The organism is Kitasatospora sp. NPDC004723 (assembly GCF_040609255.1).
In the GTDB taxonomy this organism is placed as follows: Bacteria; Actinomycetota; Actinomycetes; order Streptomycetales; family Streptomycetaceae; genus Kitasatospora.
The window spans coordinates 94,593-121,141 of the sequence record NZ_JBEXJT010000004.1 but is presented as its reverse complement, the minus strand read 5'-3'; the positions used below and the strand labels follow the sequence as shown (position 1 = coordinate 121,141).

The 26,549-nt window shown below is 74.5% G+C and carries 22 protein-coding genes; 13 read left to right on the top strand and 9 right to left on the bottom strand.

The genetic code is table 11. The features are described from left to right. Window positions 1-168 precede the first annotated feature (168 nt). The 3 genes from ABZW10_RS07105 (at window position 169) to ABZW10_RS07095 (ending at window position 5,615) form a co-directional block, all read left to right on the top strand. Window positions 169-3,474, top strand: a complete 3,306-nt coding sequence (locus ABZW10_RS07105) for a BTAD domain-containing putative transcriptional regulator (RefSeq protein ID WP_355361203.1) — start codon at window positions 169-171, stop codon at window positions 3,472-3,474. A 207-nt stretch (window positions 3,475-3,681) separates the two neighbouring features. Continuing rightward, window positions 3,682-4,602: an AfsR/SARP family transcriptional regulator gene (locus ABZW10_RS07100; RefSeq protein WP_355361201.1), complete on the top strand. Its 921-nt coding sequence runs from the start codon at window positions 3,682-3,684 to the stop codon at window positions 4,600-4,602. 98 nt (window positions 4,603-4,700) lie between these two features. Then, a complete protein-coding gene (locus tag ABZW10_RS07095; RefSeq protein WP_355361199.1) occupies window positions 4,701-5,615 on the top strand; it encodes a TIGR03560 family F420-dependent LLM class oxidoreductase in 915 nt (304 codons plus the stop codon). Window positions 5,616-5,688: 73 nt separating this feature from the next. Here ABZW10_RS07095 and ABZW10_RS07090 read toward each other — a convergent pair whose 3' ends face one another. After that, window positions 5,689-7,284: an MFS transporter gene (locus ABZW10_RS07090; RefSeq protein ID WP_355361197.1), complete on the bottom strand. Its 1,596-nt coding sequence runs from the start codon at window positions 7,282-7,284 to the stop codon at window positions 5,689-5,691. A gap of 173 nt (window positions 7,285-7,457) precedes the next feature. On the opposite strand from ABZW10_RS07090, the gene ABZW10_RS07085 reads away from it, so the two are divergent. Then, window positions 7,458-7,790, top strand: a complete 333-nt coding sequence (locus tag ABZW10_RS07085; protein WP_355361195.1) for a helix-turn-helix transcriptional regulator — start codon at window positions 7,458-7,460, stop codon at window positions 7,788-7,790. Here ABZW10_RS07085 and ABZW10_RS07080 read toward each other — a convergent pair. Then, the gene (locus tag ABZW10_RS07080) at window positions 7,777-8,160 is read right to left on the bottom strand and encodes a PPOX class F420-dependent oxidoreductase (RefSeq protein ID WP_355361193.1); all 384 of its coding nucleotides are present in this window, start codon (window positions 8,158-8,160) and stop codon (window positions 7,777-7,779) included. The genes ABZW10_RS07085 and ABZW10_RS07080 overlap by 14 nt on opposite strands. A gap of 177 nt (window positions 8,161-8,337) precedes the next feature. Here ABZW10_RS07080 and ABZW10_RS07075 point away from each other — a divergent pair, with 177 nt between their 5' ends. The 3 genes from ABZW10_RS07075 (at window position 8,338) to ABZW10_RS07065 (ending at window position 10,995) form a co-directional block, all read left to right on the top strand. Beyond that, the gene (locus ABZW10_RS07075; RefSeq protein WP_355361191.1) at window positions 8,338-9,168 is read left to right on the top strand and encodes a mycofactocin-coupled SDR family oxidoreductase; all 831 of its coding nucleotides are present in this window, start codon (window positions 8,338-8,340) and stop codon (window positions 9,166-9,168) included. Between the two features lie 29 nt (window positions 9,169-9,197). Then, window positions 9,198-9,989 (top strand): AfsR/SARP family transcriptional regulator, encoded by a 792-nt coding sequence (locus ABZW10_RS07070; RefSeq protein ID WP_355361189.1) that lies wholly within the window; start codon window positions 9,198-9,200, stop codon window positions 9,987-9,989. Between the two features lie 61 nt (window positions 9,990-10,050). Continuing rightward, window positions 10,051-10,995: a DUF5996 family protein gene (locus ABZW10_RS07065; RefSeq protein ID WP_355361187.1), complete on the top strand. Its 945-nt coding sequence runs from the start codon at window positions 10,051-10,053 to the stop codon at window positions 10,993-10,995. 1 nt (window position 10,996) lies between these two features. Here ABZW10_RS07065 and ABZW10_RS07060 read toward each other — a convergent pair whose 3' ends face one another. Both ABZW10_RS07060 and ABZW10_RS07055 read right to left on the bottom strand, forming a co-directional pair. Beyond that, complete coding sequence (locus tag ABZW10_RS07060; protein WP_355361185.1) at window positions 10,997-11,290, bottom strand: hypothetical protein; 294 nt, start codon at window positions 11,288-11,290, stop codon at window positions 10,997-10,999. 193 nt (window positions 11,291-11,483) lie between these two features. Next, complete coding sequence (locus ABZW10_RS07055) at window positions 11,484-12,215, bottom strand: ABC transporter ATP-binding protein (protein ID WP_355361183.1); 732 nt, start codon at window positions 12,213-12,215, stop codon at window positions 11,484-11,486. A gap of 335 nt (window positions 12,216-12,550) precedes the next feature. Between ABZW10_RS07055 and ABZW10_RS07050 the strand changes: the two genes are divergently transcribed. The 4 genes from ABZW10_RS07050 to ABZW10_RS07035 all read left to right on the top strand — a co-directional run bounded on the left by ABZW10_RS07050 (window position 12,551) and on the right by ABZW10_RS07035 (window position 20,419). Beyond that, window positions 12,551-15,877, top strand: a complete 3,327-nt coding sequence (locus ABZW10_RS07050) for an FtsX-like permease family protein (RefSeq protein ID WP_355361181.1) — start codon at window positions 12,551-12,553, stop codon at window positions 15,875-15,877. Continuing rightward, the gene (locus ABZW10_RS07045) at window positions 15,874-18,690 is read left to right on the top strand and encodes an FtsX-like permease family protein (protein ID WP_355361179.1); all 2,817 of its coding nucleotides are present in this window, start codon (window positions 15,874-15,876) and stop codon (window positions 18,688-18,690) included. Before ABZW10_RS07050 ends, ABZW10_RS07045 begins: the two co-directional genes overlap by 4 nt. 64 nt (window positions 18,691-18,754) lie before the next feature. Next, window positions 18,755-19,750 carry an ABC transporter ATP-binding protein gene (locus ABZW10_RS07040; RefSeq protein WP_355361177.1) on the top strand — a complete coding sequence of 332 codons (996 nt, stop codon included), beginning with the start codon at window positions 18,755-18,757 and terminating at the stop codon, window positions 19,748-19,750. 93 nt (window positions 19,751-19,843) lie between these two features. Then, window positions 19,844-20,419: an XRE family transcriptional regulator gene (locus tag ABZW10_RS07035; RefSeq protein WP_355361175.1), complete on the top strand. Its 576-nt coding sequence runs from the start codon at window positions 19,844-19,846 to the stop codon at window positions 20,417-20,419. A gap of 33 nt (window positions 20,420-20,452) precedes the next feature. Here the strand turns inward: ABZW10_RS07035 and ABZW10_RS07030 are convergent, their stop codons facing one another. The 5 genes from ABZW10_RS07030 to ABZW10_RS07010 all read right to left on the bottom strand — a co-directional run bounded on the left by ABZW10_RS07030 (window position 20,453) and on the right by ABZW10_RS07010 (window position 24,536). Beyond that, window positions 20,453-21,373 (bottom strand): squalene/phytoene synthase family protein, encoded by a 921-nt coding sequence (locus ABZW10_RS07030; RefSeq protein ID WP_355361173.1) that lies wholly within the window; start codon window positions 21,371-21,373, stop codon window positions 20,453-20,455. 265 nt (window positions 21,374-21,638) lie between these two features. After that, window positions 21,639-22,145: a hypothetical protein gene (locus ABZW10_RS07025; RefSeq protein ID WP_355361171.1), complete on the bottom strand. Its 507-nt coding sequence runs from the start codon at window positions 22,143-22,145 to the stop codon at window positions 21,639-21,641. A 289-nt stretch (window positions 22,146-22,434) separates the two neighbouring features. Next, entirely contained in the window at window positions 22,435-23,325 is an 891-nt protein-coding gene (locus tag ABZW10_RS07020; protein ID WP_355361169.1) for a dihydrodipicolinate synthase family protein, read from the bottom strand. A gap of 1 nt (window position 23,326) precedes the next feature. Beyond that, a complete protein-coding gene (locus ABZW10_RS07015) occupies window positions 23,327-24,142 on the bottom strand; it encodes an aldolase (protein WP_355361167.1) in 816 nt (271 codons plus the stop codon). 208 nt (window positions 24,143-24,350) lie between these two features. Beyond that, window positions 24,351-24,536: a hypothetical protein gene (locus ABZW10_RS07010; protein WP_355361165.1), complete on the bottom strand. Its 186-nt coding sequence runs from the start codon at window positions 24,534-24,536 to the stop codon at window positions 24,351-24,353. A 447-nt stretch (window positions 24,537-24,983) separates the two neighbouring features. Between ABZW10_RS07010 and ABZW10_RS07005 the strand changes: the two genes are divergently transcribed. Beyond that, window positions 24,984-25,649 carry an AAA family ATPase gene (locus ABZW10_RS07005; protein ID WP_355361163.1) on the top strand — a complete coding sequence of 222 codons (666 nt, stop codon included), beginning with the start codon at window positions 24,984-24,986 and terminating at the stop codon, window positions 25,647-25,649. A gap of 77 nt (window positions 25,650-25,726) precedes the next feature. Continuing rightward, window positions 25,727-26,482 carry an alpha/beta fold hydrolase gene (locus ABZW10_RS07000; protein WP_355361161.1) on the top strand — a complete coding sequence of 252 codons (756 nt, stop codon included), beginning with the start codon at window positions 25,727-25,729 and terminating at the stop codon, window positions 26,480-26,482. Window positions 26,483-26,549 lie beyond the last annotated feature (67 nt).

Genomic DNA, 26,549 nt, shown 5'->3' with positions numbered 1-26,549 from the left:
GCGGCCGGCCGGTTTAGCCGAGAAACAGCCGGTCGTGCAGGAAAGCTGCGATTCGAAGGCACCGGAATGTGACGCGGGTCATATTTGCGTGTCCATGTCATTTGCCATGATGTTTTCTTGCCCGACGGCCGACCCGTCGGCCTCCCGCAAGTTCCCAGGGGGATTCACGTGTTAACTTTCCAGCTGCTCGGGCCGCTAAAAGTAGCGGTCGACGACCGGCCGGTCCAGATCAATGCCAAGAAACCGCGCATTCTGCTCGCCGCACTCCTGCTCGGCGGAAATCGCGGAGTCAGCAACGACCGGCTCGTCTCGCTCCTGTGGGACGGCGAGGAGCCTCCCAAGAACAGTCGCGGCGCCCTGCACATCCACATCAACCGCCTGCGTCGTACGCTGACCGACGCCGCGGGCGCGGGCGGCGACCTCATCCGCACCACCCCCGACGGCTACGCCATCGACGTCGGCGCCGACGAGCTGGATATCCTCCGCTTCGAACAACTGGAACACGAATTCCGCAGGCAGCGCGGCCGGCTCGGCCCGCAGGCCGAATCCGACCTGGCCGAGGCGGCGCTGGCGCTGTGGCGCGGTCCGGCGCTGTGCGACATTCCCAGCGAGCGGGTCCGCCGGCGGATCGCGGCGCAACTCGCCGAACGCCGGCTCGCCCTCATGGAATGCCGATTCGAGCTGAAACTGCGCACCGGCGCCCAGGAAGAGGCGATCGGCGGAATCCGCAGCGCCCTGATCAATTACCCGCTGCACGAGGTGCTGTGGGCACAACTCATTCGCGCGCTCTACGAGACCGGCCGCAAGGCGGAATCGCTGGAGGCCTACCGCGCGCTTTCCCGGACACTCGCCGAGGAGGCCGGAATCGATCCCGGCCGGGAACTCCAGGAATTGCACCGGAGCATCCTGGACGACTCCTACGCACCGCCCGGCGCGTACCCGGCCGTCGCGCCGCCGGAGCCGGAACCCGAGCACGACGGCGCGCCGATCGCCCCCCACAGCTGGACCGAGCTCTGCCAGCTCCCGCCCGTCGTCGCGGACTTCGTCGGCCGCGAGGAACCGCTCGAGCAGGTGGCCGCCCTGCTGAAGGGCAACGCTGCGGGCAGCGCGTTGCCCATCGTGGTGGTCACCGGCCCGGCCGGCGTCGGCAAGACCGCGCTCGCCGTCCGGGCGGCCCACCAGGTGCGCTCGCACTTCCTCGACGGCCAGTGGTTCGTCCGCTTCGACGGCGCCGACCGGCCCGAGTCCCCGTCCGAGGTGCTGGCCGAGCTGCTGCGCCGCTCCGGTGTCTCCAGCGCCGCCATCCCCTCCGACGTCGAATCGCGCGCCGCCCTGTTCCGGGCCCGGCTGGCCGACCGGCGCGTCCTGCTGCTGCTGGACGACGTCCGCGACGCCGAGCGGATCGTCCCGCTGCTGCCCGGGACCTCCAGCTGCACGGTACTGATCACCAGCCGCAGCAACCTGACCGAGCTGGTCGCCCTGCACGGCGCCCGGCTGGTCCCGCTGAACGTGCTCACCGCGGGCGAGGCGGAGTCGCTGCTGGGCACCATGCTCGGCCCGGGACGCTCCGCCGCCCGGCGGGAACTCGCCGAACTCGCCGAGCTGTGCGCCCACCTCCCGCTCGCCCTGCGCGTCGCCGCCGCCAGCCTGCTGTCGAGACCGCGGCTGCCGCTGCGCACCTACGTCGAGGAACTGCGCCACGGCAACCGGGTGGCGAAACTGACCGTGGGCAGCAACCGGCGCGCCGCCGTGCAGGCCGCCTTCGACCTCTCCTACCACGCCCAGACCCCGCGGGCGCAGCGGCTCTTCCGCACGCTGGGGCTGGTTCCGGTGCGCGACTACACCGCCGCCTCCGCCGCCGCCCTGCTCGACCTGTCCGTCCCGGACGCCGAACTGCTGCTCCAGGACCTCGCCTTCGCCAGCCTGCTGGAGGAGCACCTGCCCGGCCGCTACCGCTTCCACGAGCTGATGCAGATCTATGCCGCCGAGCGGGCGCGCGAGGAGGACACCCCGCAGGCCCGCCGGGCCGCCGAGCTGCGGCTGTTCGGCTGGTACCTGCACAGCGCGGCCTCGGCCGTGGTCCCGCGCTACCCGGGCATGATCCGGCTGCCGCTGGCCGAGCGGCCCGCGGCCGTCCACCCGCTGTCCTTCGCCACCGACGAGGCGGCCCTGCAGTGGCTGCTGGTGGAACGCGCCAACCTCATCACCGTCATCGCCTGCACCGCCGCCGGCGACTCCCGGCAGGCCCACGAGATCGGCTGGCTGCTCACCGACGTGCTGCGCGGCTACTTCTGGTCGGGCTGGAACGGCAACGAGTGGAAGACGGCCGCCGGTTGGGGCCTCGCATCCGCCCGCAAGGCCGGCGATCCGCCGGCCCAGTGGGCGATGAACTACAGCCTGGGCCTGGCCAACTACCGCAGCGCCGACTACGACCGGTCCCACGCGCACCTGACCGAGGCCTGCGGCCTCGCCGCGCGGCACGGCCTGCGCGCCTTCGCCGCCGAGACCAGCAATGCGATGGGCCTCCTGCTGCTCGCCCAGGGCCGGCTGGGCGAGGCCGCGCGGGCCCTGGAGGGCGGCCTCGACCTGGACCGCGAGCTGGATCTGCCGATGGCGGAGGCCAGGGCCCGGCGCCACCTGGGCAGCGTCGAGCACGCGCGCGGCCACTTCGACAACGCCCTGGCCCAGTTCGCCCGGGCACAGGAGATCGACCGGGAGCACGGGGTCGAGTTCACGAAGTCGGAGAACCTGGGCCGGATCGGGCTCACCCTGTGCGCCCTCGGCCGGTCCGAGGAGGGTCTGCGCGCGCTCTGGCTCGCGCTGCGCACCAGCCACGACCTGGGCGGGCGGTTCGACCGCGTCGCCGCCCACGCACGGCTGGCCGTCGGACAGTTGATGGAACGTCAGCCGAAGATCGCGACCGAGCACGCGCGGGCCGCCGAGATGCTGGCCAAGGACCTCGGCGACCAGATCGTCTCGGCCGACGCGTACAACATCCTGGCGTCCTGCAGCCGGATGTCGGGGCGGCTGGACCTGGCGGAGCAGGAGCACGAGCGGGCCGCCGAGCTGGCCGCCCTCGCCGGGCACGCGCAGTCGGCCGTCGAGGCGCTGTTCGGGCTGGCGCTGATCCGCATGGAGCGGCGCCTCCCGGAGGAGGCGCTGGACTGCCTCGCCCGGGCGATGGGGGCCGCCCGCGGGGACCGCCTGGTGCTCTGCGAGGCGCAGAGCCTGCTGCTGCGCTCGATGGCCTTCTGCGCGATGGGCGCCTGGCCCGACGCCGTGCGGTCGGCGACCGAGGCCGTGCGGGCGTACCACGCGCTCGGCGGCACCTGCGGCGAGGAGCGCTCGCGCGAGCTGGTCCGCCAGGCCGAGCTGCGGATGTTCGACCTGACCCAGTTCCTGCGCTCGGCGCCGCGGTTCGTCCCGCTGGCCACCACCGTGCTGGCGCAGTCGGCCTGCGGCTTCGACAGCTGAGCCGGGGCGCGGTCCGGTCCCGGGCGCGCGGGCGGGGCCCGGCGACCGGGGGTTCTCGAATGCAAGAGCGATGAAAGCGACCCGACATCGCCGTCTGACACCGTGGAAACCGTTCAGCTCGGGAGCACAGCGTCGTGCCCCCGGTGTCTGTGCCCGGCTCGGCGGCACATCCACCACGGGCCATCAGTCAGCAAGGAGGTTGTGCTCGTGTCCCCTTCGGCGTCCGTCCTCCACAGGAACGACGTGTTCGGCTCCATCCCCACCTCCGGTCAACCCCCGGTGCGCATCCAGGTGCTCGGCCACTTCCAGGCCGAGGGGGACCACGGCTGCGCGACGCCCAGCGCGCCGAAGGTCAGACAGGTCCTCGCGCTGCTCGCCGTCAACGCCCACCAGGTGGTCCCGGTCTCCGCGATCTTCCGGGAGCTGTGGCCCGAGGAGGCCCCGCGCACCGCGCTGCGGACCGTGCAGACCTATCTGGGGCAGCTGCGCAAGCTGCTGGCCGACGCCACCGGCCTGCCCACCGCCGTGGTGGCCAAGGACATGCTGGTCACCGAGGGCCGCGGCTACATGCTGCGCGGCGGCGCGGTCACCCTCGACACCCGGGAGTTCGAGCGCCTGGTGAACCGGGCGCGCAGCGCCGCGGCGGCGCAGGACCACGCCAAGGCCGCCATGCTGTTCACCTCGGCGCTCGCGCTGTGGCGCGGTCCGGCGCTCGCCAACGTCCAGGCCGGCCCGCTGCTGCACGCCCACATCGGGTGGCTGGAGGAGTCGCGGCTCAGCGTCGTGGAGCAGTGGATCGCGGCGAAGCTCGCGCTGCAGCAGCACCAGGACGTGCTGGGCGACCTCACCGCGCTGGCGGTGCAGCACCCGCTCAACGAGGGTCTGCACGCCCAGCTGATGACGGTCCTGCACCGCTGCGGGCGGCGCGCCTCGGCACTGGAGGTCTACCAGCAGCTGCGCACCCGGCTGATCGAGCACATCGGCCTGGAGCCGTCCTCCCAGGTCAGGGCGCTGCAGCAGGTCATCCTGGCCGGCGACCAGCTGCCCGAGGCCGTCACGGCGCTCGGCGGTGCGGCGTCCCGCCGGCTGGCCGACCGCGGCCGGCGGGGTCTCGCCCGCCCCGCGTGACGTCTCCGGCCGGCCCGGGGCGACCCGCGCCGGTGCCCGGCCGGCGGTTCCCCACCTTTCCCCGCCCTTTCCTTCCTTCCTTTCACGAGAGGCCGTTCATGCGTCTGCGCATCCACACCGAGCCGTCCCAGGGCGCCTCCTACGACACCGTGCTGAAGGTCGCCCGGACCGCCGAGGAGCTCGGCTTCGACGCGTTCTTCCGCTCCGACCACTACCTGAAGCTGGGTGACGTCGACGGCCTGCCGGGCCCGTCCGACGCCTGGGTGACCCTGGCCGGTCTCGCCCGGGAGACCTCCCGGATCCGGCTCGGCACGCTGGTCACCCCCGTCACCTTCCGCTGGCCGGGCCAGCTCGCGATCCAGGTCGGCCAGGTCGACCACATGGCGGGCGGCCGGGTGTCGGTGGGCATCGGCACCGGCTGGTACGCCGCGGAGCACGCCGCCTACGGCATCCCCTTCCCGGCCAAGCGGTTCGGGCTGCTGGAGGAGCAGCTGGAGATCGTCAAGTCGCTCTGGGAGACGCCGCCCGGCGGCAGCTACGACTTCGAGGGCGAGCACTACCGGCTCACCGGCGCGGTGGCGCCGCTGCGGGCCGGTGACGGCCGGCCGCAGATCATCGTCGGCGGGGTCGGCACCGGCAGGACGCCGGCGCTCGCCGCGAAGTACGCCGACGAGTTCAACACCGCCTTCGTCACCCCCGAGCGGGCCGCCGAGCTGTACGAGCGGGTGCGCGAGGAGTGCCTGGCGGTGGGCCGTGACCCGCGGTCGCCGGAGTTCTCGATCATCCAGACCGTGTGCGCGGGCAAGGACGACGCCGAGGTCAAGGCGCGCGACGAGGCGTTCAGCGAGACCCTGGACGGCAACGCGCTGCGCGGCACGCCGGCCGAACTGGTCGACCGGCTGGGCCGGTTCGCCGAGGCCGGGGCGCAGATCGCCTATCTGCGGGTGCTCGATCTGCACGACCTGGACCACCTGGAGCTGATCGCCTCCGAGGTCCTGCCGCAACTGGCCTGAGCCCTCGCGGGACGCGCAACGCCGAGGGGCCGCCGGAGATCCGGCGGCCCCTCGGTCGTGGTGGTCGGCGGTCTCAGTCCGCGGCGTGGGCCACCTCGGCGGTGCGCGGCAGCGCGCTCTCCTCGGTGGCGCCGGCCACGGCGCCGCGCGGCTCGCGCAGCAGCAGCGCGACGACCACGAAGGTGACCGCGCACAGCGCGGCCAGCACCCAGAGCAGGCCGTGGAAGCCCTGGGCGAAGGCCGAGGCGGCAGTGTCGGCGAACGCGCCGCGCTGCGAGGCGGGTTCGACGGTCTCGACGGCGCTCTTCAGCTCGCCCTGGTTCATCAGGTTGGCGAGCGCGGCCGGGTCGTCGGCGTAGCGGCTGCTGAAGCCGCCGAGCTTCCCGCTGACCTCGGACTGGGTGAAGCTGACCAGCAGCGAGCCGGCGACCGCGATGGCGATGGTCTCGCCGGCCAGCCGGACGGTGTTGAACATGCCGGCCGCCATGCCGGCCCGGGAGACCTCGACGCTGCTCACGGCGGCGCCGTCCAGCAGGCCGAAGGAGAGGCCGACGGCGATGCCGATCAGGGCCAGCGGCGGCAGCAGCGTCAGGTAGCCGACGCCGGGCTCCAGCACGGTCAGCCAGGCGAGGCCGACGGCGGTGAGGATCACCGTGAAGGCGATCTGCACCTGGGCGGGGATCCAGCGGGTGGCGTAGCCGGCGATGGCCGGGAAGAACAGCGTCAGGCCGGTGAGCATGATCAGGATGAGACCGGCCTGCTGGGCGCTGACGCCGTCGGCGGCGATGAAGTACGAGGGCAGGTAGACCGCGAGCGGGGTGAACCCGAAGACCACCGGGATGGTGGCGAGCGAGACGCCGACGAACTTGCGGTGCTTGAGCAGGCCCAGGTCGAACATGGGCTCCGACTGGCGCTGCTCGACCACGCCGAAGAGGACCAGCAGGACGACGAAGCCGATGAAGCTGCCGAGCACCAGCGGGCTGCTCCAGCCGGCCTGCGGGCCCTCGACCAGGCCGAGGATCAGCAGCAGCAGCGCGAGGGTGAAGGTGATGGTGCCGGGCCGGTCGACCTTGCTCGCCGCCGGGTTGCGGGAGTCCGCGAGGGTGGGCGTGAGCAGCAGCACGACCAGGCCGATGATCGCGGGCACCAGGAAGACCGAGCGCCAGCCGAGGTTGCTGGTCAGCAGGCCGGCGATGCTGGGCCCGAAGGCGAGGCCCAGGCCGATCGAGGTGCCGAAGAGGCCGAAGGCGCGGGCCCGGGCCGGGCCGTCGAAGGCGTGGGCGAGGATGGCGCTGCCGCTGGTGGTCGCCGCGGCGGCGCCGATGCCGGCCACCGCGCGGGCGAGGTCGAGGACGAGGATGTTCGGCGCCAGCGCGGAGATCAGGGCGCCGCCGCCGAACAGCACCAGGCCGACCTGGAACACCTTGCGGCGGCCGACGAGGTCGGCGATCGAGCCGCTGGCGAGCATGAAGCCGGCGTAGGTCAGGTCGTAGCCGTTGACCACCCACTGCCCCGCCGCCAGGGAGTTGCCGAGGTCGGAGCCGATCGACGGCAGTGCGACCGACGCGCCGGTGATGGCCAGCGGGAACAGGACCACGGTGAGGCAGATGGCGAGGAGCGTCAGCCCCGGCCGGCGGACGTCGTCCTGGGGTAAGGCGGTCGAGGTCATGGGCGTCTTCCTTCGTTGACGGGCGGCCAGGACGGGACCGGCCGGGTAAGGTGTACGACATGAATCAAACAGATCCTAGGAGTGTACGATCCCGCTCAAACACCACTTCGCGCAAGTCGGATGCGAAAGTCACCGCTCGGGCCGCCACTCTGACGCACCGTCATCCGTGTGAGGTGCCGTTGCTGACGGTGCTGCAGGCGGTCGCCGATCCGGTGCGGCTGTCCCTGCTGCGGCAGCTCGCAGCCGCCGAACCCGCCGAACTCGCCTGCGGCACCTTTGATCTGCCGATCCGCAAGTCCGGGCTGAGCCACCACTTCACCGTGCTGCGGCAGGCCGGGCTGCTGCTGCAGCACGACGACGGCTCGCGCCGGCTCAACCGGCTGCGCCGGGCGGAGTTCGACGAGCAGTTCCCCGGCCTGCTGGACCTGGTCCTGGCGGACCGTCCGCTCACCGAGCCGCCGGCCGACGAACTGCCGCCCGTCGACGCGTCGGTCACTGGAACGTGACGTGCCGCGGCGTCATCCGGTAGACGACGCGCGACGGCGCGTCGGGCGGGACCGTCGCGTCCTCCACCCCGTAGCGCTTCGCCAGCCGCAGGAACGTCGACGCCGCCGGGTCCGGCTCCACCAGGTCGACCTGGCCCCGGATCTCCAGATAGCGGTAGGGCTGATCCGGGTCGATGACCGAAACCGCCACCGCGGGATTCTCCTGGATGTTCAGGTACTTTCGCCGCAGCGTCGAATTGGTGAACCACAGGTGGTTCCCGTCCCACGCGAACCACGTCGGGTTCACCTGGGGGGAACCGTCCGGCCGGACCGTCGCGAAATGCGCGAAGAGTGGCCGCTCCAGCAGGTCTCGATGGCTCTCAGGAATCACGGGGACTACCCTTCTCTCCGCGCGTTCGGACGGAACTCCCGACATCGGTCGAGATCCTGGCGAACCGCGGTCCGGCCTGTCCAGCAGCGCCGCAGCGGCCTCGGGTGAGCCTTGTGCGGGCCTTGTGCGCCGGCCCCTAGCCTCGGTCGAAACGTCATCGTGCGAAGGGGGTCCGGCGTGTCCAGGTTCACCGGAAAGGTCGTGGCGATCACGGGGGCGGCCCGCGGGATCGGCCGTTCCTACGCCCTCGCTTTTGCCGCCGAGGGGGCGCACGTCGTCCTCTCCGACATCGCGGCCCAGATCGATTCCGTGCCGATTCCGATGGGCACCTCGAAGGACCTGGAGGAAACCCGGCGGGCGGTCGAGGAAATCGGCGCCAAATGCGCCGTGCGGACGGCCGACGTCCGGGTCTCCGCCGAGGTGGACGGGGTCGTCGACACGGCGGTGGAGGAGTTCGGACGGCTGGACGTCGTCTGCGCCAACGCCGGCCTGTGGAGCACCTCCCCGCTGCTGGACATGACCGACGAGGTCTGGCGCGACATGATCGACACCGACCTGACCGGCGTCTTCCACACCTTCCGGGCCGCGGCCCGGGTCATGGTGCCGCAGCGCGGCGGCCGCATCCTGGTCACCGGCTCGGTCGCCTCCCGGGTCGGCGCGGCGAACATGACCCACTACGCGGCGGCCAAGTGGGGCGTGCTCGGCCTGCTCAAGTCCGCCGCGCTGGAACTGGGCCCGTACGGCATCACCGTCAACGCCGTCTCGCCCAGCTTCACCAACACCGCGATGATCAACAACGAGCTGAACTACCGCCAGTTCAGCCCCGACGACCCCACCCCGCAGGCCGCCGCCGCGGCCTGGGCGAGCCTCATGCCGATGCGCGTGCCGTACATCGAGCCCTCGGAGGCCGCGGACGCCGCGCTGTTCCTGGCCTCCGACGCGGCCCGGCACATCAGCGGCGTCTCGCTCGACGTGGCCGCCGGCTGGAACGCCCAGTACACGGCGTGAGCGGCGGGTAGGTCCCGGGGGAGGCCGTCATGCGGTACGAGGTGCTCGGCCCGCTGCGGGTCACCGCCGGAGCCACCGTGCTGACCGTCAACGCGCCCAAGGTGGCGACGCTGCTGACCGCCCTGGTGGTCCGGGCGAACACGGTCGTCTCCAAGGAGGCGCTGATCACCGAGCTCTGGGACGGCTCCCCGCCCCGCCGCGCGTCCGCCGGCCTGCACGTCTACGTCTCCCAGCTGCGCAAGCTGCTGGCGCGGGCCGCGCCCGGACCCTCGCCGATCGTCACCGAGCACCCCGGCTACCTGCTGGCGGTCGATCCGGCCGACACCGACTGGGGCGAGCTGGAACAGCTCACCCGCCTGGCCCGGGCCGCCCGGGCGGCCGGGGACCTGGAGGAGAGCTCCCGCGCGCTGGCCCGGGCGGTCGCCCTGTGGCGCGGACCGCTCCCGGACCCGCGCCGGCACGGCCCGCTGATCGGGGTGTTCGCCGCCTGGGCGAGGACCCGGCGGCTGCAGTGCCTGGAGGACCACGTCGAGGTCGGCCTCGCGCTGGACCGGCACCGCTCGCTGATCGGGCTCCTCTCCGCCCTGGTCGCCGAGCACCCCCTGCACGAGGCGTTCCACGCCCAGCTGATGCGGGCCCTGTACGCCTCGGAGCGCCGGGCCGAGGCGCTGTGGGCCTACCGGCGGGCCGGGGCCACGCTGCGGCGGGAGCTGGGCCTGGGCCCGGGCCGGCAGCTGCGCGAGGTGCACCGGGCGATCGTGGCCGGCGAGCCCGTCCCGGGACCGCACCCGTACGAGGTGGGTGCCGACGCCCGGCCCTGACCCCGGCCGCCGCGCGCCGGGCGCGGATGCGGGAGCGCCCGGCTGGGCCTAGCGTGGCCCCATGGAGCTGTTTCCTCCGATCCCGCTGTCGCGGTGGCAGGACTCCAAGGCGACCGTGCACCGGTTCGCCCAGGTCGTCGGCAAGATCCGCCTGGCGGAGAGCGTGCGGCGCAACCACTGGTGGAACGTCCCCTACTACCTCACCGGGCGCGGCATCACCACCCGGCCGATGGCCCTGCCCGACGGGGGCGGGACCTTCTGCGTCGACTTCGACTTCGTCGACCACCGGCTGGTGGTCTGCTCCTCGGACGGCCGCCGGGTCTCGTTCCCGCTCACCGGGCAGTCCGTGGCCTCGTTCTACCGCCAGACGCTCGACGCCCTCGCGGTGGTCGGCGTGCCAGTGGCCCTCCCGCACCCGCACCCCTTCGACCTGCCCGACGCCGGGCGGCCGTTCACCGAGGACACCGAGCACGCCGCGTACGACCCGTTCTGGGTCAACCGCTACTGGCAGGTGCTCGGCCAGGTCGCCCTGGTGCTGGAGGAGTTCGCCGCCCGCTTCTGCGGGAAGATCAGCCCGGTGCACCACTTCTGGCACACCTTCGACATCGCGGTCAGCCGCTTCTCCGGCCGCCGGGTGGACCAGCCGCCGAGCGTCGACCCGGTGACCCGCGAGGCCTACTCCCGGGAGGTCATCAGCGCCGGCTTCTGGTTCGGCGACGACACCTTCCCCCGGCCGGCCTTCTACTCCTACGCGGCGCCCGAACCCGCCGGCCTGGCCGAGCGCCCGCTGCGCCCCGGCGCGGCCGGCTGGGTCGAGCGCAACGGCAGCCACCTGGCCGTCCTGGAGTACGACGACGTGCGCGGCGGCGAGGACCCGCGGGCGGCGGTGCTGGACTTCTACGAGTCCGTCTACCAGTCCGCGGCGGGCCTCGCCGACTGGAACATCGGCGGCGAGGCCTCGCCCGGCGGCGTCACCGACCCGGTGGCCGCCCGCGGCGCCGGCTGATCTACCGCGCGGTGAGGCGGCGGCCGAGGTCGTCCAGGTACGGGGTGCCGTAGGCGTCCGCGAGGTCGTCGAGGTCGATCATCGGCGGGATATCGATCACGGGCTGGCGCTCGACCAGGAAGGCCACCGTCTCGTGCACGATCCGGGTCTCGTCGGCCCCCGCCGCGGTGATCCGCGGGTGGTCGAGCACACCGTCGGTGACCCGGATCCGCGTCTCGGCCTCGGCGGCCCCCTCGCGGACCCGGACCAGGTGCTCGTGGTCGCCCAGGGACTCGACCTGGATCTCGACTGCCATGGCGCTCTCCGCCTCTCCACGTGGGCAGGGCCGTGCGGCCGTACCTCGCATGGATGCTAACGCCCGGTCGGCGTGACGGCGGTGTCGGCCGCTCGGGGGCCCGGTCGGCGCGTCGCTGGACGGTCGCGCGGGCGCGCCGGTGCGCCGGTGCGCGCCCGGGGCCTCGGCCGCCGGGGCTTCGGCCGCCGGTGCCTCAGCCGACGGGCGCCTCGGCCGCCGGGGCGTCCTCGACGATGCGGCCGTCGCGGAGTTCGACCACGCGGTCGGCGAGCTCCATGAGGTTCGGGTCGTGGGTGGCGACCAGGATGGTGACGCCCTCGCTGCGGACCACGGCGCGCAGCAGCTCCATGATGGAACGGCCGGTCTCCGAGTCCAGCTGGCCGGTCGGCTCGTCGGCGATGATCAGGTCGGGCTCGTTGGCCAGGGCCCGGGCGACGGCGACGCGCTGCTGCTGGCCGCCGGACAGCTCGCCGGGGCGCTGGTTGGCGTGGTCGGCCAGGCCGACCAGCGCCAGCAGGTCGCGGGCGCGCTCCTCGCGCTGGGCGGCCGGCACCTTGCGCAGCCGCATCGGCACGCCGACGTTCTCGGCGGCGGTGAGCACCGGGAGCAGGCCGAAGGACTGGAAGACGAAGCCCAGCCGGTCCCGGCGCAGCGCCAATCGGCCGTCCTCGTCCAGACCGCCGAGGTCGGTGCCGTCCAGGGTGATGGTGCCCCCGCTCGGGCTGTCCAGGCCGCCGACCAGGTTGAGCAGGGTGGTCTTGCCGGAGCCGGAACGGCCCTTGAGCGCGGTGAGTTCGCCGCGGCCGATGGTGAAGGAGACGCCGCGCAGGGCGTGCACGGCCCGTTCGCCGGTTCCGAAACTGCGGTGGACGTCGGTGACGGTCACCATGGGAGCGGTCGCGGTGCCGGCCGGTTGCTGCGTCATACGGCGTCCCCCTGGGCGGGCTCCGGCGCGTCCCGCCGACGGGGCGGCGCCGGATTGTTTGAAGTGTCCATGGCTGCGCGAATCCGGTAAGAGCCGACGTGCCGTCAGGCATGGTCCGGTCGTGGTTCGGAGCATTTGCTCATTACTTGCATCCTTCGCGCAAGTCCCTTCCCTTCTTTGACCGGATCTGACAGCATCGTCCGCTATCCGGTGATCAAGCGCCGGAGATCACCTTGCGGCGCCCGTGGGCGCCCCTCCGCGCAGTGGGAGACGCGCGCCCGGTCCGGGCGGCGCGGTACGGCGCGGACATTCCTGAGGACCGGGGGAGGAACAGGATGCTCGGCTTTGTCGTGCGCCGTCTGCGCGGGCGACTGCCCCTGGCCGCCGCCGCCCTGCTCACCGTACTGATCACGACGGCGGTGCTCACCGCGCTGGTCGCCTTCCAGCGCACCGTCGGCGAGATCGGACAGCGCCAGGCCCTCCAGGGCCAGGGCCATCCGAGGACCACCGTGGTGGTCAACTCCGAGCACGGGCTGGACCGGCGGGCCAAGGACGACGCGGCGGTGGGCGACTACGCCCGCGCCCTCTTCGGCGACCTGCCGACCGAGACCCGCGGCCTGTCCCGCAGCCGCTCCTACGGCCTGCCCGGCGCCCCGGCGGGCGGCGCGCAGACTGCCCCGGCGGACAAGCAGACGAGCAACGCGGCCGCGGCCGGCGGGCCGGGCGCCGCCAAGGAGGACGACCTCACGGTCCTCGCCGCCCTCGACCGCCGGGACGTCCAGCTGCTCGCCGGCGCCTGGCCCGCCCCCGCCGCGTCCGGCACCGCGGTCCCGGTCCAGGTGGCCGTCCCGAAGGCCGCGCTCGCCCGCCTCGGCCTCGCCGCCGACGCCCTCCCCGCCGAGGTCCGGCTCACCGACCGCTACGGCGGCGCCCCGCTCACCGTCCGGATCACCGGCGTCTACCGCGCCACCGACCCCGGCGACCTCTACTGGCGGCTCGACCCGCTGCAGGGCCGCGAGGTCCTGGTCGGCGGCTTCACCACCTACGGCCCGCTGCTCGTCGACGACACCGCCTTCACCGCCGCCGGCATCCCGCAGAACGGCCGCAGCTGGCTGGTCGACGCCGACTTCACCACCGCCGGTGCCAGCGCCGTGAACGCCCTGCGCGAGCGGATCACCCCGGCCGGCGACGACCTCAACAGGAACGGCGGGCTGATCGCCCGCACCGACCTGGCCGACCTGCTGCGCGAGCTGGACTCCAGTGCCATGGTCGCCCGCTCCACCCTGCTCATCGGCGCCCTCCAGCTGATCGTGCTGGCCGCCGCCGCCCTGCTGCTCGTCGTCCACCTGATCGCCACCCGCCAGCAGGCCGAGAACGCGCTGCTCGCCGCCCGCGGCGCCTCCGGCCTGCGGCTCGGCGCCTTCAGCGCCACCGAGGCCCTGCTGCTCGCGCTGCCCGCCGCCCTGCTCGCCCCGCTGCTCACCCCGCCGCTGCTGAGCCTCCTCGGAAGCTTCGGCCCGCTGCGCCACGTGCCGCTGGACACCTCGCTGCGCTGGACCCTGTGGCCGGTCGCCGTCGCCTGCGCGCTGGGCTGCGTCCTGCTCGCCGCCGTGCCCGCCCTGCTGCGCGGGGCCGGCGCCGCCGTGCTGCGCCGGGCCGGCAGCCGCCAGGCCCTGGCCGCCGGCGCCGCCCGCTCCGGCGCCGACCTCGCCCTGCTGGCGCTGGCCGTCCTCGCCTACCAACAGCTCTCCCAGTACAGCGGCGGACTGTCGCCGGACGCCGACGGCCGCCTCGGCCTGGACCCGGTCCTCATCGCCACCCCCACCCTCGCCCTCGGCGCCGGCACCCTGCTCGCGCTGCGCCTGCTGCCGCTCGCGGCCCGCCTCGGCGCCCGGATCGCCGCCCGGGGCCGCGGCCTCGGGCCCGCCCTGGTCGGCTGGCAGCTCGCCCGCCGCCCCGGCCAGGCGGGCGGACCGGTCCTGCTGCTGGTGCTCGGCGTCTCCACCGGCGTCCTCGCCCTCGGCCAGCACGACACCTGGAACACCTCCCAGCAGGACCAGGCCTCCTTCGCCACCGCCGGCGGCCTGCGCATCCACAGCCTCCACACCGACCCGCTCGGCCAGGGCAGCCGCTTCGCCGCCCTGCCCGGCGGCGACCGGATCATCCCCGTCAGCCGCCAGGAGCAGTCACTGCCCGACGGCGGCCACGGACAGATCCTCGCCGTGGACGCCGCCGCCTTCGCCGAGCGCGTCCCGGTCCGCTCCGACCTGCTCGACGGACAGGACCCGAAGCGGCTGTTCACCCCGCTCGCCGCGAACGCGCCCGCCGGGGCCGCGGCCGGAATCCCGCTGCCCGGCCGTCCGCAGCGCATCGAGGCCGACGTCACCTTCACTCCGAACGCGTGGCGGCCGGAGCCGGGCGAGGCCATGCCGCCACCGGTCAGGGCCCCGGACGCCTGGCTGCTGCTGCGCGACCGCCACAACGTCTCCTTCGTCGCCCCGCTGCGCGGCATCCCCGCCTCCGGCGAGGGCCGCGCCACCGCGAACCTCGCCTGGCTCACCGACGGCGGACGCAGCTCGGTGTCCGCGCCGCTGACCGTCGTCGGCGTAACCCTCTCCTTCGGCCCCACCGACGGCGGCACGCTGACCCTCCGCGGGCTCGCCGCCGCCGACGACGCGACGTCCCCCGCCGTGCCGGCCGCCGTCCCCGCCGGCTTCGGCTGGGCCAACCCCGGCGACGGCACCGACCACGACGCCCACGTGGAACTCCTCCCCGGCCGGGCCGACGACCGGACGCTGCTGAGCGCGCGCTACTGGGCCGTCACCGGCAACCGCGGCACGCAGCGCGCCGTCATCACCCCGGCCGGAGCCGAGCCGCCGACCGAGATCACCGGAGTCGCCACCCGCGGCTACCTGGCCGCCACCGGCTCCGGCGTCGGCTCGACCGTGCGGGTGCCGTTCGGCCTCGCCACCGTGCAGGTGCGGATCACCGGCGAGGTCGAATCGCTGCCCGTCGTCGGCGGGAACGCCCTGCTGGTCGATCTCGGCGCCGCCGGCCGGGCGCTCGCCGCCACCGGCCGGGAGACCCCCCTCCCCACCGAGTGGTGGCTGCCCGCCGCCGGCCCGGACGACCCGGCCCCCGCCCAGGCGGCCGCCGCCCTGCGCGCGGCCCCCAACACCCCGGGACTCCAGCTCCGCGACGAGGTCGCCGCCGACCTGCTCGGCGACCCGCTGAGCGCCGCCCCGCAGAACGCGCTCGCCGCCATCGCCCTCGTCACCACGGTGCTCGCCGCGATCGGCTTCGGCGCCGCCTCGGCCGCCGCCGCGGCCGAGCGCTCCCGCGACTCCGCGCTGCTGCTGGCCCTCGGCGCCCCCAGGCGCCGTCTGGTCCGCACGGCCACCGCCGAGCAGGCCGTCCTGGTCGGCCTCGGCACCGTCGTCGGCCTCGCCCTCGGCGCGTTGATCGTGCGGCTGATCGTGCCGCTCGTGGTGCTCACCCCGGAGGCCCGCCGCCCCGTCCCGGACGCCGTCGTCGACCTGCCGCTCGGCACCGCCGTGCTGCTGGCCGCCGCGATCGCCGCCGTCCCCCTGCTCTCGGCCCTGCTCGGCGGCCGTCGCCGCCGCGACGTGGCCCAACGCCTGCGGCACCTGGAGGAGATGTGACCAGCCCGGCCGGATCCGAGGCCCCCCGGCCCGCCGACGCCGGACCGCAGAGCGCCCACCGCCCCGCGGCGTGGGTGCGCACCCGGCTGCGCGCGACCCCGCTCGCCGCGCTGCTCACCGCCGTGCTCGCGTTCGGCACCGTCTTCCTCGCGGCCGCCTTCCCGCGCATGCTGGACCGCAGCGCCGACCAGGGCCTGCGCGAGTTCCTCCGCGACCGGGGCCCGGCCGCGACCAGCATCCTCGCCACCGCCGACCTGCGCGGCGAGGCCGAGAGCCTGGACCGCGACGCCGCCCTGCTCACCGCGCACACCGGAGCCACCTTCCGCGTCGCGCCCGGCGGACCGGTCTACGGCAGCCGCAGCGGCAAGCCGCGCCCCCTCATCAACCCCGGCCTGGCCAGGCCCGAGAAGGCCGATCCGATGATGGACCTGCTCTACCTGCAGGGCCTGCGCGAGCACGTGACGCTCGCCGAGGGCAGCTGGCCGGGCGCCCCCTCGGCGGTGGGACCCGTCCCGATCGCGATCAGCCGCGACGTCGCCGAGACCGTCCACATCCGCCTCGGCGACGTCCTGCAGACCTCCTCGGCCACCAGCGGCGAGAAGTCGCCCAGCGCCCAGGTGGTCGGCATCCTCGACGTCAACGACCACGACGACCCCTACTGGACCGAGCTGCCCTGCCCCAGCCGGGCCTGCCTCAACTACACCACCGGCAAGGAGCCCGCGGCCTACTGGCACATCGCCGGACTCGTCGACGGCTCCGCCCTCCAGCCGCTGCGGACCTGGCAGACCGGCGCGCAGGACTTCTGGCGGCTGCCCGTCGACGTCGACGGCCTGCGCGCCGACCGGCTCGCCGCGACCGACCGGGAAGTCGCCTCCTACCTCACCGGACCCACCGCCAACACGCTGGCGAACGCCAGCCGCCGCCCCGACCTGCACTTCGTCTCCCAGCTGCCCACGCTGTTCCGCCAGGCCACCGAGCGGCAGGAGGCCGCCGCGCCGCTCGCCGCGATCGGCCCGGCCGGCCTCGCGGGCGTCGGCGTGGTCGTGCTCTGCCTGGCCGCCGCGCTCACCGGCGACCGGCGCGCCGCCGAACTGCGGCTGCTCCAGGCCCGCGGCGGCTCGCGATCCGGCGTCCTGCTGCGGCTGCTCGGCGAGGGCGCGGTGACCGTCCTGCCGGCCTCCGCCCTCGCGACCGCGCTCGCCCTGTGGCTGCTGCCCGCCCCGCGCTGGGGCGGCGCCCTGCTGGCCGCCTCGGCCGTCGCCCTGTTCACCCTGCTCGCCCTCCCGCTGCGCGCCGCGCGGCTGTGGGCGCGTCCCCGGCCCGGCCTCGGCCGGCGCCGCCTGGTCGGCGAACTCGCGGTCCTGGCCCTGACGATCACCGCCGTGGCGGAGGTCCGGCGGCGCGGCGTCGCCACCACCGGCGAGAGCGCCGACCCCCTGCTGGTCGTCGCCCCGCTGCTGCTCGCCCTCACCGGGGGACTGCTGCTCGCCCGCCTCCAGCCGCTGCTGGTCGGCGCGCTCACCCGGGTCGCCGCCCGGCGCCCGGGCGCCGTCGGGTTCCTCGGTCTGACCCGCGCCGCCCGCGGCACCGGCGGCCGGCAGGGCACCTCCGTGCTGCCGCTGCTCGCCCTGCTGCTCGCGGTCACCACCGCCGGCTTCGGCGCCACCGTCCTGGGCGCCGTCGACACGGGGCGCACCCGCGCGGCCCGGCTGAGCGTCGGCGGCGACGCCTCCGTGATCGTGCCGATCGGTGTCACCGTGTCGAGCGCCTTCGCCGACGAGGCGGCCAAGCTGCCCGGCATCCGGGCCTCCGCCCCGGTCTGGGCCGACACCGAGGTGTTCGTGCTCGGCGGCAACGGCACGACCCGGGTGTTCGCCGTCGTCGCCGATCCCGCCTCCTACGCGGAGATCTCCCGCTCGCTCGGGCGCGGCGCCTTCGACCCCGCCGTGCTGTCCGGCGGCGCCGGCGGACCCGACGCGGCCGTGCCCGTCCTGGTCTCCACCGCACTCGCCAAGCAGCTCGGCGGGGACGCCACCCACCGCCTGCGCCTGCCGAACGGCGGCGAACTGCTCACCTCCACCGCCGGCACCGTCGACGCCACCCCCGCCCTGCAGGGCGAGGACCGGCTGTTCGTCGTCCTGCCGGCCGCCCCGGCCGTCGCCGCCGCCCCCGAACTCGGCCGCGCCAACCTCTGGCTGGCCACCGGGTCGGTCGACGAGGGCGAACTGCGGCGCCTGGTGCGCGAACGGATCGCCGGCGACGCCGAACGCGCCACACGCGCCACGATCGCCGGGTCCGCGGGCCAGGGGGAGGGCCTGCCGGCCGGCTACACCGTGCGCACCAGCGCCGCCGTCACCGCCCAACTCGCCGACGACCCGCTCCAGGACTCCGCCGCCCGGCTGTTCTGGGCCGCCGTCCTCGGCTCCGGCGCGCTCGCCCTGCTCGCCGTCCTGCTCACCCTGGTCCGCGCCGCGCCGGAACGCACCGCCCTGCTCGCCCGGCTGCGCACCATGGGCCTGCGTCCCCGGCAGGGCCTGGCGCTGATCCTGGTCGAGACCCTGCCGCAGACCCTGGTCGCGGCGGTCGGCGGCGGCCTCGTCGCGCTGGCCGCGGTCGCCCTGCTCGGCCCGTCCTTCGACCTGTCGATCCTGGTCGGCGCCGAGATCGCGCGCGGCCTGCCGGTCGACGTCCCGCCGGTCCTGCTGCAGACCGCCGGTCTCGCCGCCCTGGTCGCGGCCGGCGTCGTCGCCGAGGCGCTGATCGCCGGCCGGCGTCAGATCACCACCGAACTGCGGGCGGGGGACCAGCGATGACGCCCCCGTGCCCGACCGGAACCGACACCACCACCACCCCAGCGCCGACGAGAGGAGAGCCGCGGTGAACGGCAGCGCCCAGGAGCAGCGGACCGCCCAGGCCCCCACCTTCCAGGAACTCCAGGAGCGGGCACGCGCCGCCGCGGCCGGGCCCAGGGGCGCCCACGGCGCGGACGCCGCGATCGTCTGCGACCGGCTGGTGCGCATCTTCAGCGCCCAGGGAGTCGAGGTGCAGGCCCTGCAGGGCCTCGAACTGACCATCCGCCAGGGCGACCTGGTCGCGCTGGTCGGTGCCTCCGGCAGCGGCAAGTCCACCCTGCTGACCATCCTCGCCGGGCTGGACGTGCCGACCGCCGGCACCGCCACCGTCGCCGGCTGCGACCTGCTGGAGATGTCCCCGCGCGAACGGCTGCGCTACCGCCGCGAGGTGGTCGGCTTCATCTGGCAGCAGACCGCCCGCAACCTGCTGCCCTTCCTCACCGCCGCCGAGAACATCGCCCTGCCGATGCAGCTGCGCGGTGGCCGCCGGACGCACGGCGGATCGCGCGGGCAGGCCGCCCGGGTCGCCGAACTGCTGGAGGCCCTGGAGATCGGCGAGCTCGCCCGCCGCCGGCCGAGCGAGATGTCCGGCGGCCAGCAGCAGCGCGTCGCCATCGCCGTCGCCATGGCCAACAACCCGCCGGTGCTGCTCGCCGACGAGCCCACCGGTGAGCTGGACTCGGAGACCGGGGCGAGCATCTTCGAGGCCTTCCGCACCGTCAACCGGGAACTCGGCGCCACCGTCGTCATCGTCACCCACGACCCGATGGTGGCCGGCGAGGTCCGCCGCACCGTCGCCATCCGCGACGGCCGTACCAGCAGCGAGGTGCTCCGCCGCACCCTCACCGACGAGCACGGCGAGGAGTCGGTCAACGAGACCGAGTACGTGATGCTGGACCGCACCGGCCGGGTCCAGCTCCCGGCCAAGTTCCTGGAGGCGCTCGGCATGGAGCACCGCGTCGCCGTCGAACTCGCCCCGGACCACATCGCGGTGCGCCCCGACGACCTCGAAGGGCACTGACGGTCCGGCGATCCGGTGCTGGGATACTGGACCGGAACGTTCCGCGGCGACGGCAGGCGGTGGCAGGTGGCGACAGGTGGCGAGGGGCGGCCCGTGAGCAGCCGGGTGAGGGTGCTGAGGAAGCAGAACCGGCTGAGCCTGGAGGCGTTGGCGGCGCAGGTCGGCGTCACCAAGAGCTACCTCTCCAAGGTGGAGCGCGGCCTGAGCGACCCGTCGATCTCCACCGCGCTGAAGCTCGCGCACGCGCTCAACGTGGACGTCGGGCGGCTCTTCTCGGACGAGGTTGAGCCCGAGCTGGTCACGGTGGTGCGGGCCGGCGAGCGGACCCCGATGACCGCGGGCGCCGTCCCGGGCGGTGCCCGCTACGAGGGCATCGCCACCGGGCTGGCCGGCAAGCAGATGGTGCCGTTCATGATGCACCCGCCGCTGGAGCCCGCCGACGCGCCGTTCAAGTCCCACGCGGGCGAGGAGTTCCTCTTCGTCCACGAGGGCACCGCCGAGCTGGAGTTCCCGGAGCGGACCGTCGCCCTCGCCGCGGGGGACAGCGTCTACTTCAACGCCGCGCTGCCGCACCGCTGCCGCTCCACCGGCGGGGCACCGGCCGCGATCCTCGTGGTGATCCACGACGACCCGGCCGGTCCCGGCGACCGCGTCCCGACCCTGCCCTGACGCCGTCGACGCCGCTGACGCCGTCCCGGCCGGTCAGCGCTGGTGGCGGTGGGCCCGCCGGGCCCGCAGGTACTCCCGGGCGAGCAGCCGCAGCGCGGCCGGCTTGGCCGGGCTCGCGGAGCGGTGCAGCAGCGCCCCGAGGTCGGCCCGGGCGGCGGCACTGGTGAGCGTCTCCACCTCGACGACGCAGCGGACCATCGGCCGGTGCGCGGCGGGCACCAGCTCGACGACGGCCCGGCCCTCGGCCAGCGTGCGGTCGGCGGTGTCGAGCAGTTCGCCGAGCAGGGCCCGGACGGCCGGGCGGTCGCGGGCCTGCTCCAGGTCGTCCCGGGTGACGCCGTGCCGCTCCAGCGCCTGCCGGGGGATCGTGAGCCGGCCCTCGGCGAGGTCCTCGGCCAGGTCGTTGACGAAGTCGAGCCGCTGGCTGCCGTCGATGAAGGTCCGGCAGGCGGCCCGGTAGGCGCTCTGGTCGCCGGCCGGGCCGAGCAGCGCGGCGACGACCATGAAGCCCGGCAGCGAGTACCCGTCGACATAGCGCTGGTAGTCCGCCTCGGTGGCGAACCCGGTGAAGTCGAGGTCGGCGTCCGCCGCCGCCAGGTAGTCCAGGACCCGCTCGCGCAGGACGGGGTGGGCTGCCGCGCTGTGCAGCAGGGGGCGCAGCCCGGGGTCGTCGGTGCGGCCGGCGGCGAGGCCGTCGGTGACCCGCTGGCGCCACCGGGCGGCGGCCTCCCGCCGGCCGGCCACCGGACCGCTGTCGAGCAGGGTGTCCGTGCGGTGCATGAACGCGGCGGCGGTGATCACGTGCGGGACGGTGCGCTCGGGCAGCAGCAGCCCGGCCGCCACCGCGACCTCCCGCCGGTAGCGGGTCACCTGCTCGCGCTGCCGCCCGTACTCGGCCCGCAACCCGGCCTCCCGGACCCCCGCCGCGTCCAGCGCCCGCTCCCACCGGCCCACCCGTCCCACCGTTCCTTTCGTCCCCGACGCGCCGAAAGGCCCGAGCCTAGCCGCTCGAAGATCACCCAGGCCGTCCGGCCCGGTGGCGTCCCGGGCCGGACGGTGTGCGTACGGGCCGCAGCTGCCGCGGGGCGGACCGTCGGACGACCGTGGACCAGTCGGACCAGTCGGACCAGCCTCCGCCGTTGGTGTCGTCGGCGTGGACCACGGCGCCGTCTTTCGGCCCTGTGCGGGCGGAGGTTCTGAGTGGACGGAGCGGGAGCGCTCAGACGTCGAACTCGCGGGTGATCTTCGAACGCGTGGGGGCCCAGATGTTGTCCGGCAGGAAGCCCTCCTCGCCGACGCGGTCCAACTGCATCGCGACGTAGTGCGCCGAGGCGTCGCAGTCCTCGTCCGCCTCGTCGAAGAACGTGATGCTGCCGGGGTCCAGATGGAAGTTCCAGTCCGGGTTGTGGTCCGACTTCTCCGCGACGACCCGCCCCTGGACGTGGACCTTTGACGTCTCGATTCCCGCCAGGATGTCCCGGGCCTGCCTGATCCGCTCTTCGTCATCGAGTCGGAACACGAACTCGTCATCGTTCGGGGCTGCTTCGAGACCGAAGCGCGCAGTCGCCATCGTGTGCTCCTCCGAGAGTTCGAACCAGTGGGATCCCGCGATGACGGCAACCGGGACACCGGCCGTGACCGTGCCCATCCGCAGGCCTCGGCGGATGGGCACGACGTTCTCCGGCCCGTTCCGCCTCGGCAGCGGAACGCCGTCGGACCCGGACACTAATACAGCGGAGATCCCAAGATCACCGATTGGCCCAGAACATCACCCGGAAGGGCGACTTGAGAAATAGAGCCACCAAATCCGGAACACGGCCGCCCGGCTCGGTCGAGCCGCAGGACCGCAACGCCTGGAGCGAAACCGACCGACAACGAAAGCGGTACGGTCCCGTCCGGTGAGCCGGTTTACGGGTGCCCCGGGGCCGGAACGCCCCGGGGCACCGTGAAGCCGCGTGCGGCGGCGGCCCGGAGCCACCGCCGCACGCGGCCGGGTGTCGTTCCGTGCCGGTGGCTCAGGCCATGGTGGCGAGGAGTTCGGCGAGACGGGCGGTGCCGGGCTCGTCGAGCGGGAGCAGGGGGCGGCGCGGGGCGCCGGCGTCGAGGCCGAGCAGGGCCAGGCCGGCCTTGACGGTGGTGGGCAGACCGCCGCGGAGGATGAACTCCAGGACGGGGAGCTGGCGGTAGAAGACCTCGCGGGCGGTGTCCAGGTCCCCGGCGCGCACGGCGCGGTGGAGTTCCAGGACCGGGCCGGGGATGAGGCACGGCGCGGCGGTGCACCAGCCGGCCGCTCCGGCGGCGAAGGCCTCCAGCGCCAGCGGGTTGCTGCCGTTGTAGAACGGCAGCGCGCCGTCGGTGAGCTGGGCGAGCCGGTGCATCCGCTGCACGTCGCCGCTGCTCTCCTTGACCATGGTGATGTTCTCCACCCGGTCGACCAGCGAGACCATCAGCTCGGGGGAGAGGTCGATGCCGCTGGTGGCCGGGTTGTTGTAGATCATCACCGGGACGGAGACGGCGTCCGCGACCTCGGTGAAGTGCCGGACCACCTCGCGTTCGTCGAGCTTCCAGTAGGACTGCGGCAGCACCATCACCGCGTCCGCGCCCGCCCGTTCGGCGAACCGGGCGCGCCGTACGGCGCTGCGGGTGGTGAGGTCGGCGACGCCGACCACGGCGGGCACCCGCTTGGCGACGGCGGCGAGCGCGGCCTCGGCGGTGGTGTGCCACTCCTGGTCGTCCAGGTAGGCGCTCTCGCCGGTGGAGCCGAGCGGGGCGACGGCGTGGCAGCCGGCGTCGATCAGCCGGTCGACGAGGGCGGTGAGCGCGACGGTGTCGACGCCGCCTGCCTCGCCGGGGGTGAACGGGGTCACCGGGTAGGCGATGATCCCCTCCAGGACGAGTCCGGCCATCTCAGGCACCACCCTCGGTGCGGGCGCCGGCGACGCCGAGCGCGTCGCCGTGACCGGCGCGCAGCGCGCGGCGGGCGTAGTAGCCGAAGTTGGCCTGGCTGCGCTTGGCGGTGGAGGTCCAGTCGTGGGCCTCGCGGGCGAGTGCCTCGGGTATCTCCTGGATCCGGCCGGCCGCCGAGGCGAGCAGCTGGAGCCGGGCGGCCCGTTCGAAGAGCACGGCGAGGGTGCAGGACTCCTCGACGCCGCCGGTGGCGACCAGCATGCCGTGGTGGGCGAGGAGCAGGGCGCGCTTGTCGCCGAGCGCGGCGGAGATCAGCTCACCCTCCTCGTTGCCGACCGGGATGCCGGGCCAGCTGGGCAGGAAGGCGCAGTCGTCGTACAGCGGGGTGAGGTCCATGTGCGAGACGACCAGGGGTGTTTCGAGCATCGACAGCGCCGAGATGTGCAGCGGGTGGGTGTGGATGATGCAGTTCACGTCGGGGCGGGCCCGGTAGACCCAGCTGTGGAAGCGGTTGGCCGGGTTCGCCATGCCCTCGCCGTCGAGGACTTCGAGGTCCTCGTCGACCAGCAGCAGGTTGTCCTCGGTGATCTCGTCGAAGCCGAGCCCGAGCCGCTGGGTGTAGTAGGTGCCGGGCTGTTCGGCGCGGGCGGTGATCTGTCCGGCCAGGCCGGAGTCATGGCCGGCGTCGAACAGGATCCGGCAGGTGAGCGCGAGCTTCTGGCGGATGGTCCAGCCGTTGTCGGGGATGGCGGTGCGCATCCTGCGGTGCGCGAGGTCGACCAGCTCCGCCTTGGCGGTGGTCATGGTGTCGGCCATGCCGGGATTCTCCTTCGTCCGGGTGGGGGCCGCGTGCCGCCCTGCCTCGGGGGAGGCAGGGCGGCACGCCGGTGTCCCGCGGCCGGGGGACCGACCGTTGGACACGTTGTTCACCATAGGACACCTTGTGTCCTCGTGTCGACGGAGAACCGGGGCCGAACCCTCCGACGGGCCTTTCGGTGGACCCTCGGGGCGGCCGTTCCCCGGCTCAGCTGTCGCCGCCCGTGCGGCGGATCAGCCCGGAACGCTCGGCGTCCGACCGCAGATCGCCGCCGGGGGTGTCACGGGTGGAACGGTCGCCGCGGGCCGCGGCCGTGCAGAGGGCGAAGACGAGCAGGGCGCTCGCCGCCGCGGCGAGGATGCCGAGGGCGGCCAGGACGCGGAGCCAGGTCACGGAAGGTGCCTCCAGAAGGACGCGTGAGCAAGTGCCGCCGGTGATATCGGCAGACCGGTCCGTCGGGTCGAGCATCCACGGGCGGTTCCGGTGGCCGCCCGCCCGCGCGCACGGTCGCGCACGCGGGCGGCCGTAGCGCGAACGGTGTGCGCCGGACCCGCCCGCACGCCCCGGGACACCCCTGGAAACTGACGAAACCTCACCAAACGGCGCCCACCCTAGGGCGCCCGGACCGGCCGCGGGTAATGGACGGACCCGTTCGGGTGAGGCCCGGCCGCGGGCGGTGACCGGCGCCCGGACCGGGAACCGAACGGGGGTCCGCGGGTGTGGATTGTTATCGTTCCGGGTCGGACACGGAAGGGGTGAGGGGGCGGCATGGACAGGTCGGCCATCATGGACGGGCCGGGGGCGGTCCCGCCCGGTGCGGGACGGACGACGGGGGCGGGGATGGAACCGCGGGGCCTGGTGGACCTGCGCGGCGAGGACGGTGCACCGTTCGCCGTCCACTACCCGGGCGACGCGGTCGTGGTGGTCTCCGGACTGCCCGGCAGCGGCAAGAGCACCCTGCTGCGCCGCTGGTCCGCCCGCGCCCCGCAGGCCGTCACCGTCGACCCGCGGGCGGTGCACGAGGCCTGCGCCGCCGTCATGCCGGCCCGCCTGCCGTACGCGGTCTACCGGCCGTGGGCGCGGCTGGAGCACTTCCGCCTGCTGCGCCGCTCGGTGCGCCGGGGCGGACCGCTGCTGGTGCACGACTGCGGCAGCCGGGCGTGGATGCGCCGCTGGCTCGCCCGGGAGGCGGCCCGGCAGGGGAGGGAGCTGCACCTCGTCCTGCTGGACGTGGGCGCGGCCACTGCCCTGGACGGTCAGCGGGCGCGCGGGCGCCGGGCCTCGCGCCGGGCCTTCGCCCGGCACCGGAGGGGCCTGGGCCGGCTGCGCGCCGCCCTCGGCGCGCACGCGCGCGGCACCGCCGTGACGCCCGTGCCGGAGGCGGTGTCGGTCCTGCTGCTGGACGGCGTCTCCCGGTCCCGGGCGGCCGAGGCGCGGTTCGGCTCCGGCACCGGCCGGGGCACCGACTCCGCCACCGGCCCGGATGTCGGTACGGCCCAAGGTTGACGCGGGTGCGGGTCGGCCGGGGACACTGGGGCGAAAGATGATCCTGTCGACCCGTCAGCCACGAGGGAGTGCCCTGAATGTCCGGCAGCACCGCCGTCACCGACAGCCTCTGGTTCCGCCGATTCCACCCCTTCGACGCGGCGCCCGCCCGGGTCGTGTTCTTCCCGCACGCGGGCGGCTCGGCCGGCTTCTACCGGGACTGGTCGGCCGAACTCTCGCCGTACGCCGACGTGCTCGCCGTGCAGTACCCCGGCCGGCTGGACCGGATCGACGAGCCGGCCCTGGACTCGCTGACCGAACTCGCCGAGCGCGTCTACACGGCGCTGCGGCCGTGGGCCGACCGGCCGCTGGTGCTGTTCGGGCACAGCATGGGTGCGGCGGTCGCCTTCGAGGTGGCTCGCCGCTTCGAGCGCGACGGCGTGAGCGGCCCGGTGCGGCTGTGCGTCTCGGGCAGCCGGGCGCCGTCCCACCCCCGTGACTCGGCGGTGCACCTGATGCCCGACGAGGGGCTGATCGCGGAGCTGGCCCGGCTGGGCGGCACCGACGAGCGGCTGCTGGCCGATCCGGAGCTGCGGGCGCTGATCCTGCCGTCGCTGCGCGGCGACTACACGGCGATCGAGACGTACCTGGCCGAGCGGGCGGAGGGCGTCGCGGTACCGGTCACCGTGCTGACCGGGGACGCGGACCCGCGGGTGACGGTCGAGCAGGCGCACGACTGGGCCGCGCACACCACCGGGGCCTTCGACATCCACGTCTTCCCGGGGGGTCACTTCTACCTGACCCCCGAGCGCCGCGCCGTCCTGGACGTCGTGACCTCCCACCTGCGGGCCTGACGGCGCCGGGCCCCGGCGCGGCGCGGCTACCCGAGGGCGCCGCGCCGGGCGTACCGGTGCTGTCGCG

Excerpts from the sequence above, each read along its gene's own strand:
- ABZW10_RS07000 (WP_355361161.1), top strand. The coding sequence starts at position 25,727 with ATGTCCGGCAGCACCGCCGTCACCGACAGCCTCTGGTTCCGCCGATTC.
- ABZW10_RS07020 (WP_355361169.1), bottom strand. The coding sequence starts at position 23,325 with ATGGCCGGACTCGTCCTGGAGGGGATCATCGCCTACCCGGTGACCCCG.
- ABZW10_RS07015 (WP_355361167.1), bottom strand. The coding sequence starts at position 24,142 with ATGGCCGACACCATGACCACCGCCAAGGCGGAGCTGGTCGACCTCGCG.
- ABZW10_RS07060 (WP_355361185.1), bottom strand. The coding sequence starts at position 11,290 with ATGGCAGTCGAGATCCAGGTCGAGTCCCTGGGCGACCACGAGCACCTG.
- ABZW10_RS07065 (WP_355361187.1), top strand. The coding sequence starts at position 10,051 with ATGGAGCTGTTTCCTCCGATCCCGCTGTCGCGGTGGCAGGACTCCAAG.
- ABZW10_RS07050 (WP_355361181.1), top strand. The coding sequence starts at position 12,551 with ATGCTCGGCTTTGTCGTGCGCCGTCTGCGCGGGCGACTGCCCCTGGCC.
- ABZW10_RS07005 (WP_355361163.1), top strand. The coding sequence starts at position 24,984 with ATGGAACCGCGGGGCCTGGTGGACCTGCGCGGCGAGGACGGTGCACCG.
- ABZW10_RS07055 (WP_355361183.1), bottom strand. The coding sequence starts at position 12,215 with ATGACGCAGCAACCGGCCGGCACCGCGACCGCTCCCATGGTGACCGTC.
- ABZW10_RS07095 (WP_355361199.1), top strand. The coding sequence starts at position 4,701 with ATGCGTCTGCGCATCCACACCGAGCCGTCCCAGGGCGCCTCCTACGAC.
- ABZW10_RS07070 (WP_355361189.1), top strand. The coding sequence starts at position 9,198 with ATGCGGTACGAGGTGCTCGGCCCGCTGCGGGTCACCGCCGGAGCCACC.
- ABZW10_RS07090 (WP_355361197.1), bottom strand. The coding sequence starts at position 7,284 with ATGACCTCGACCGCCTTACCCCAGGACGACGTCCGCCGGCCGGGGCTG.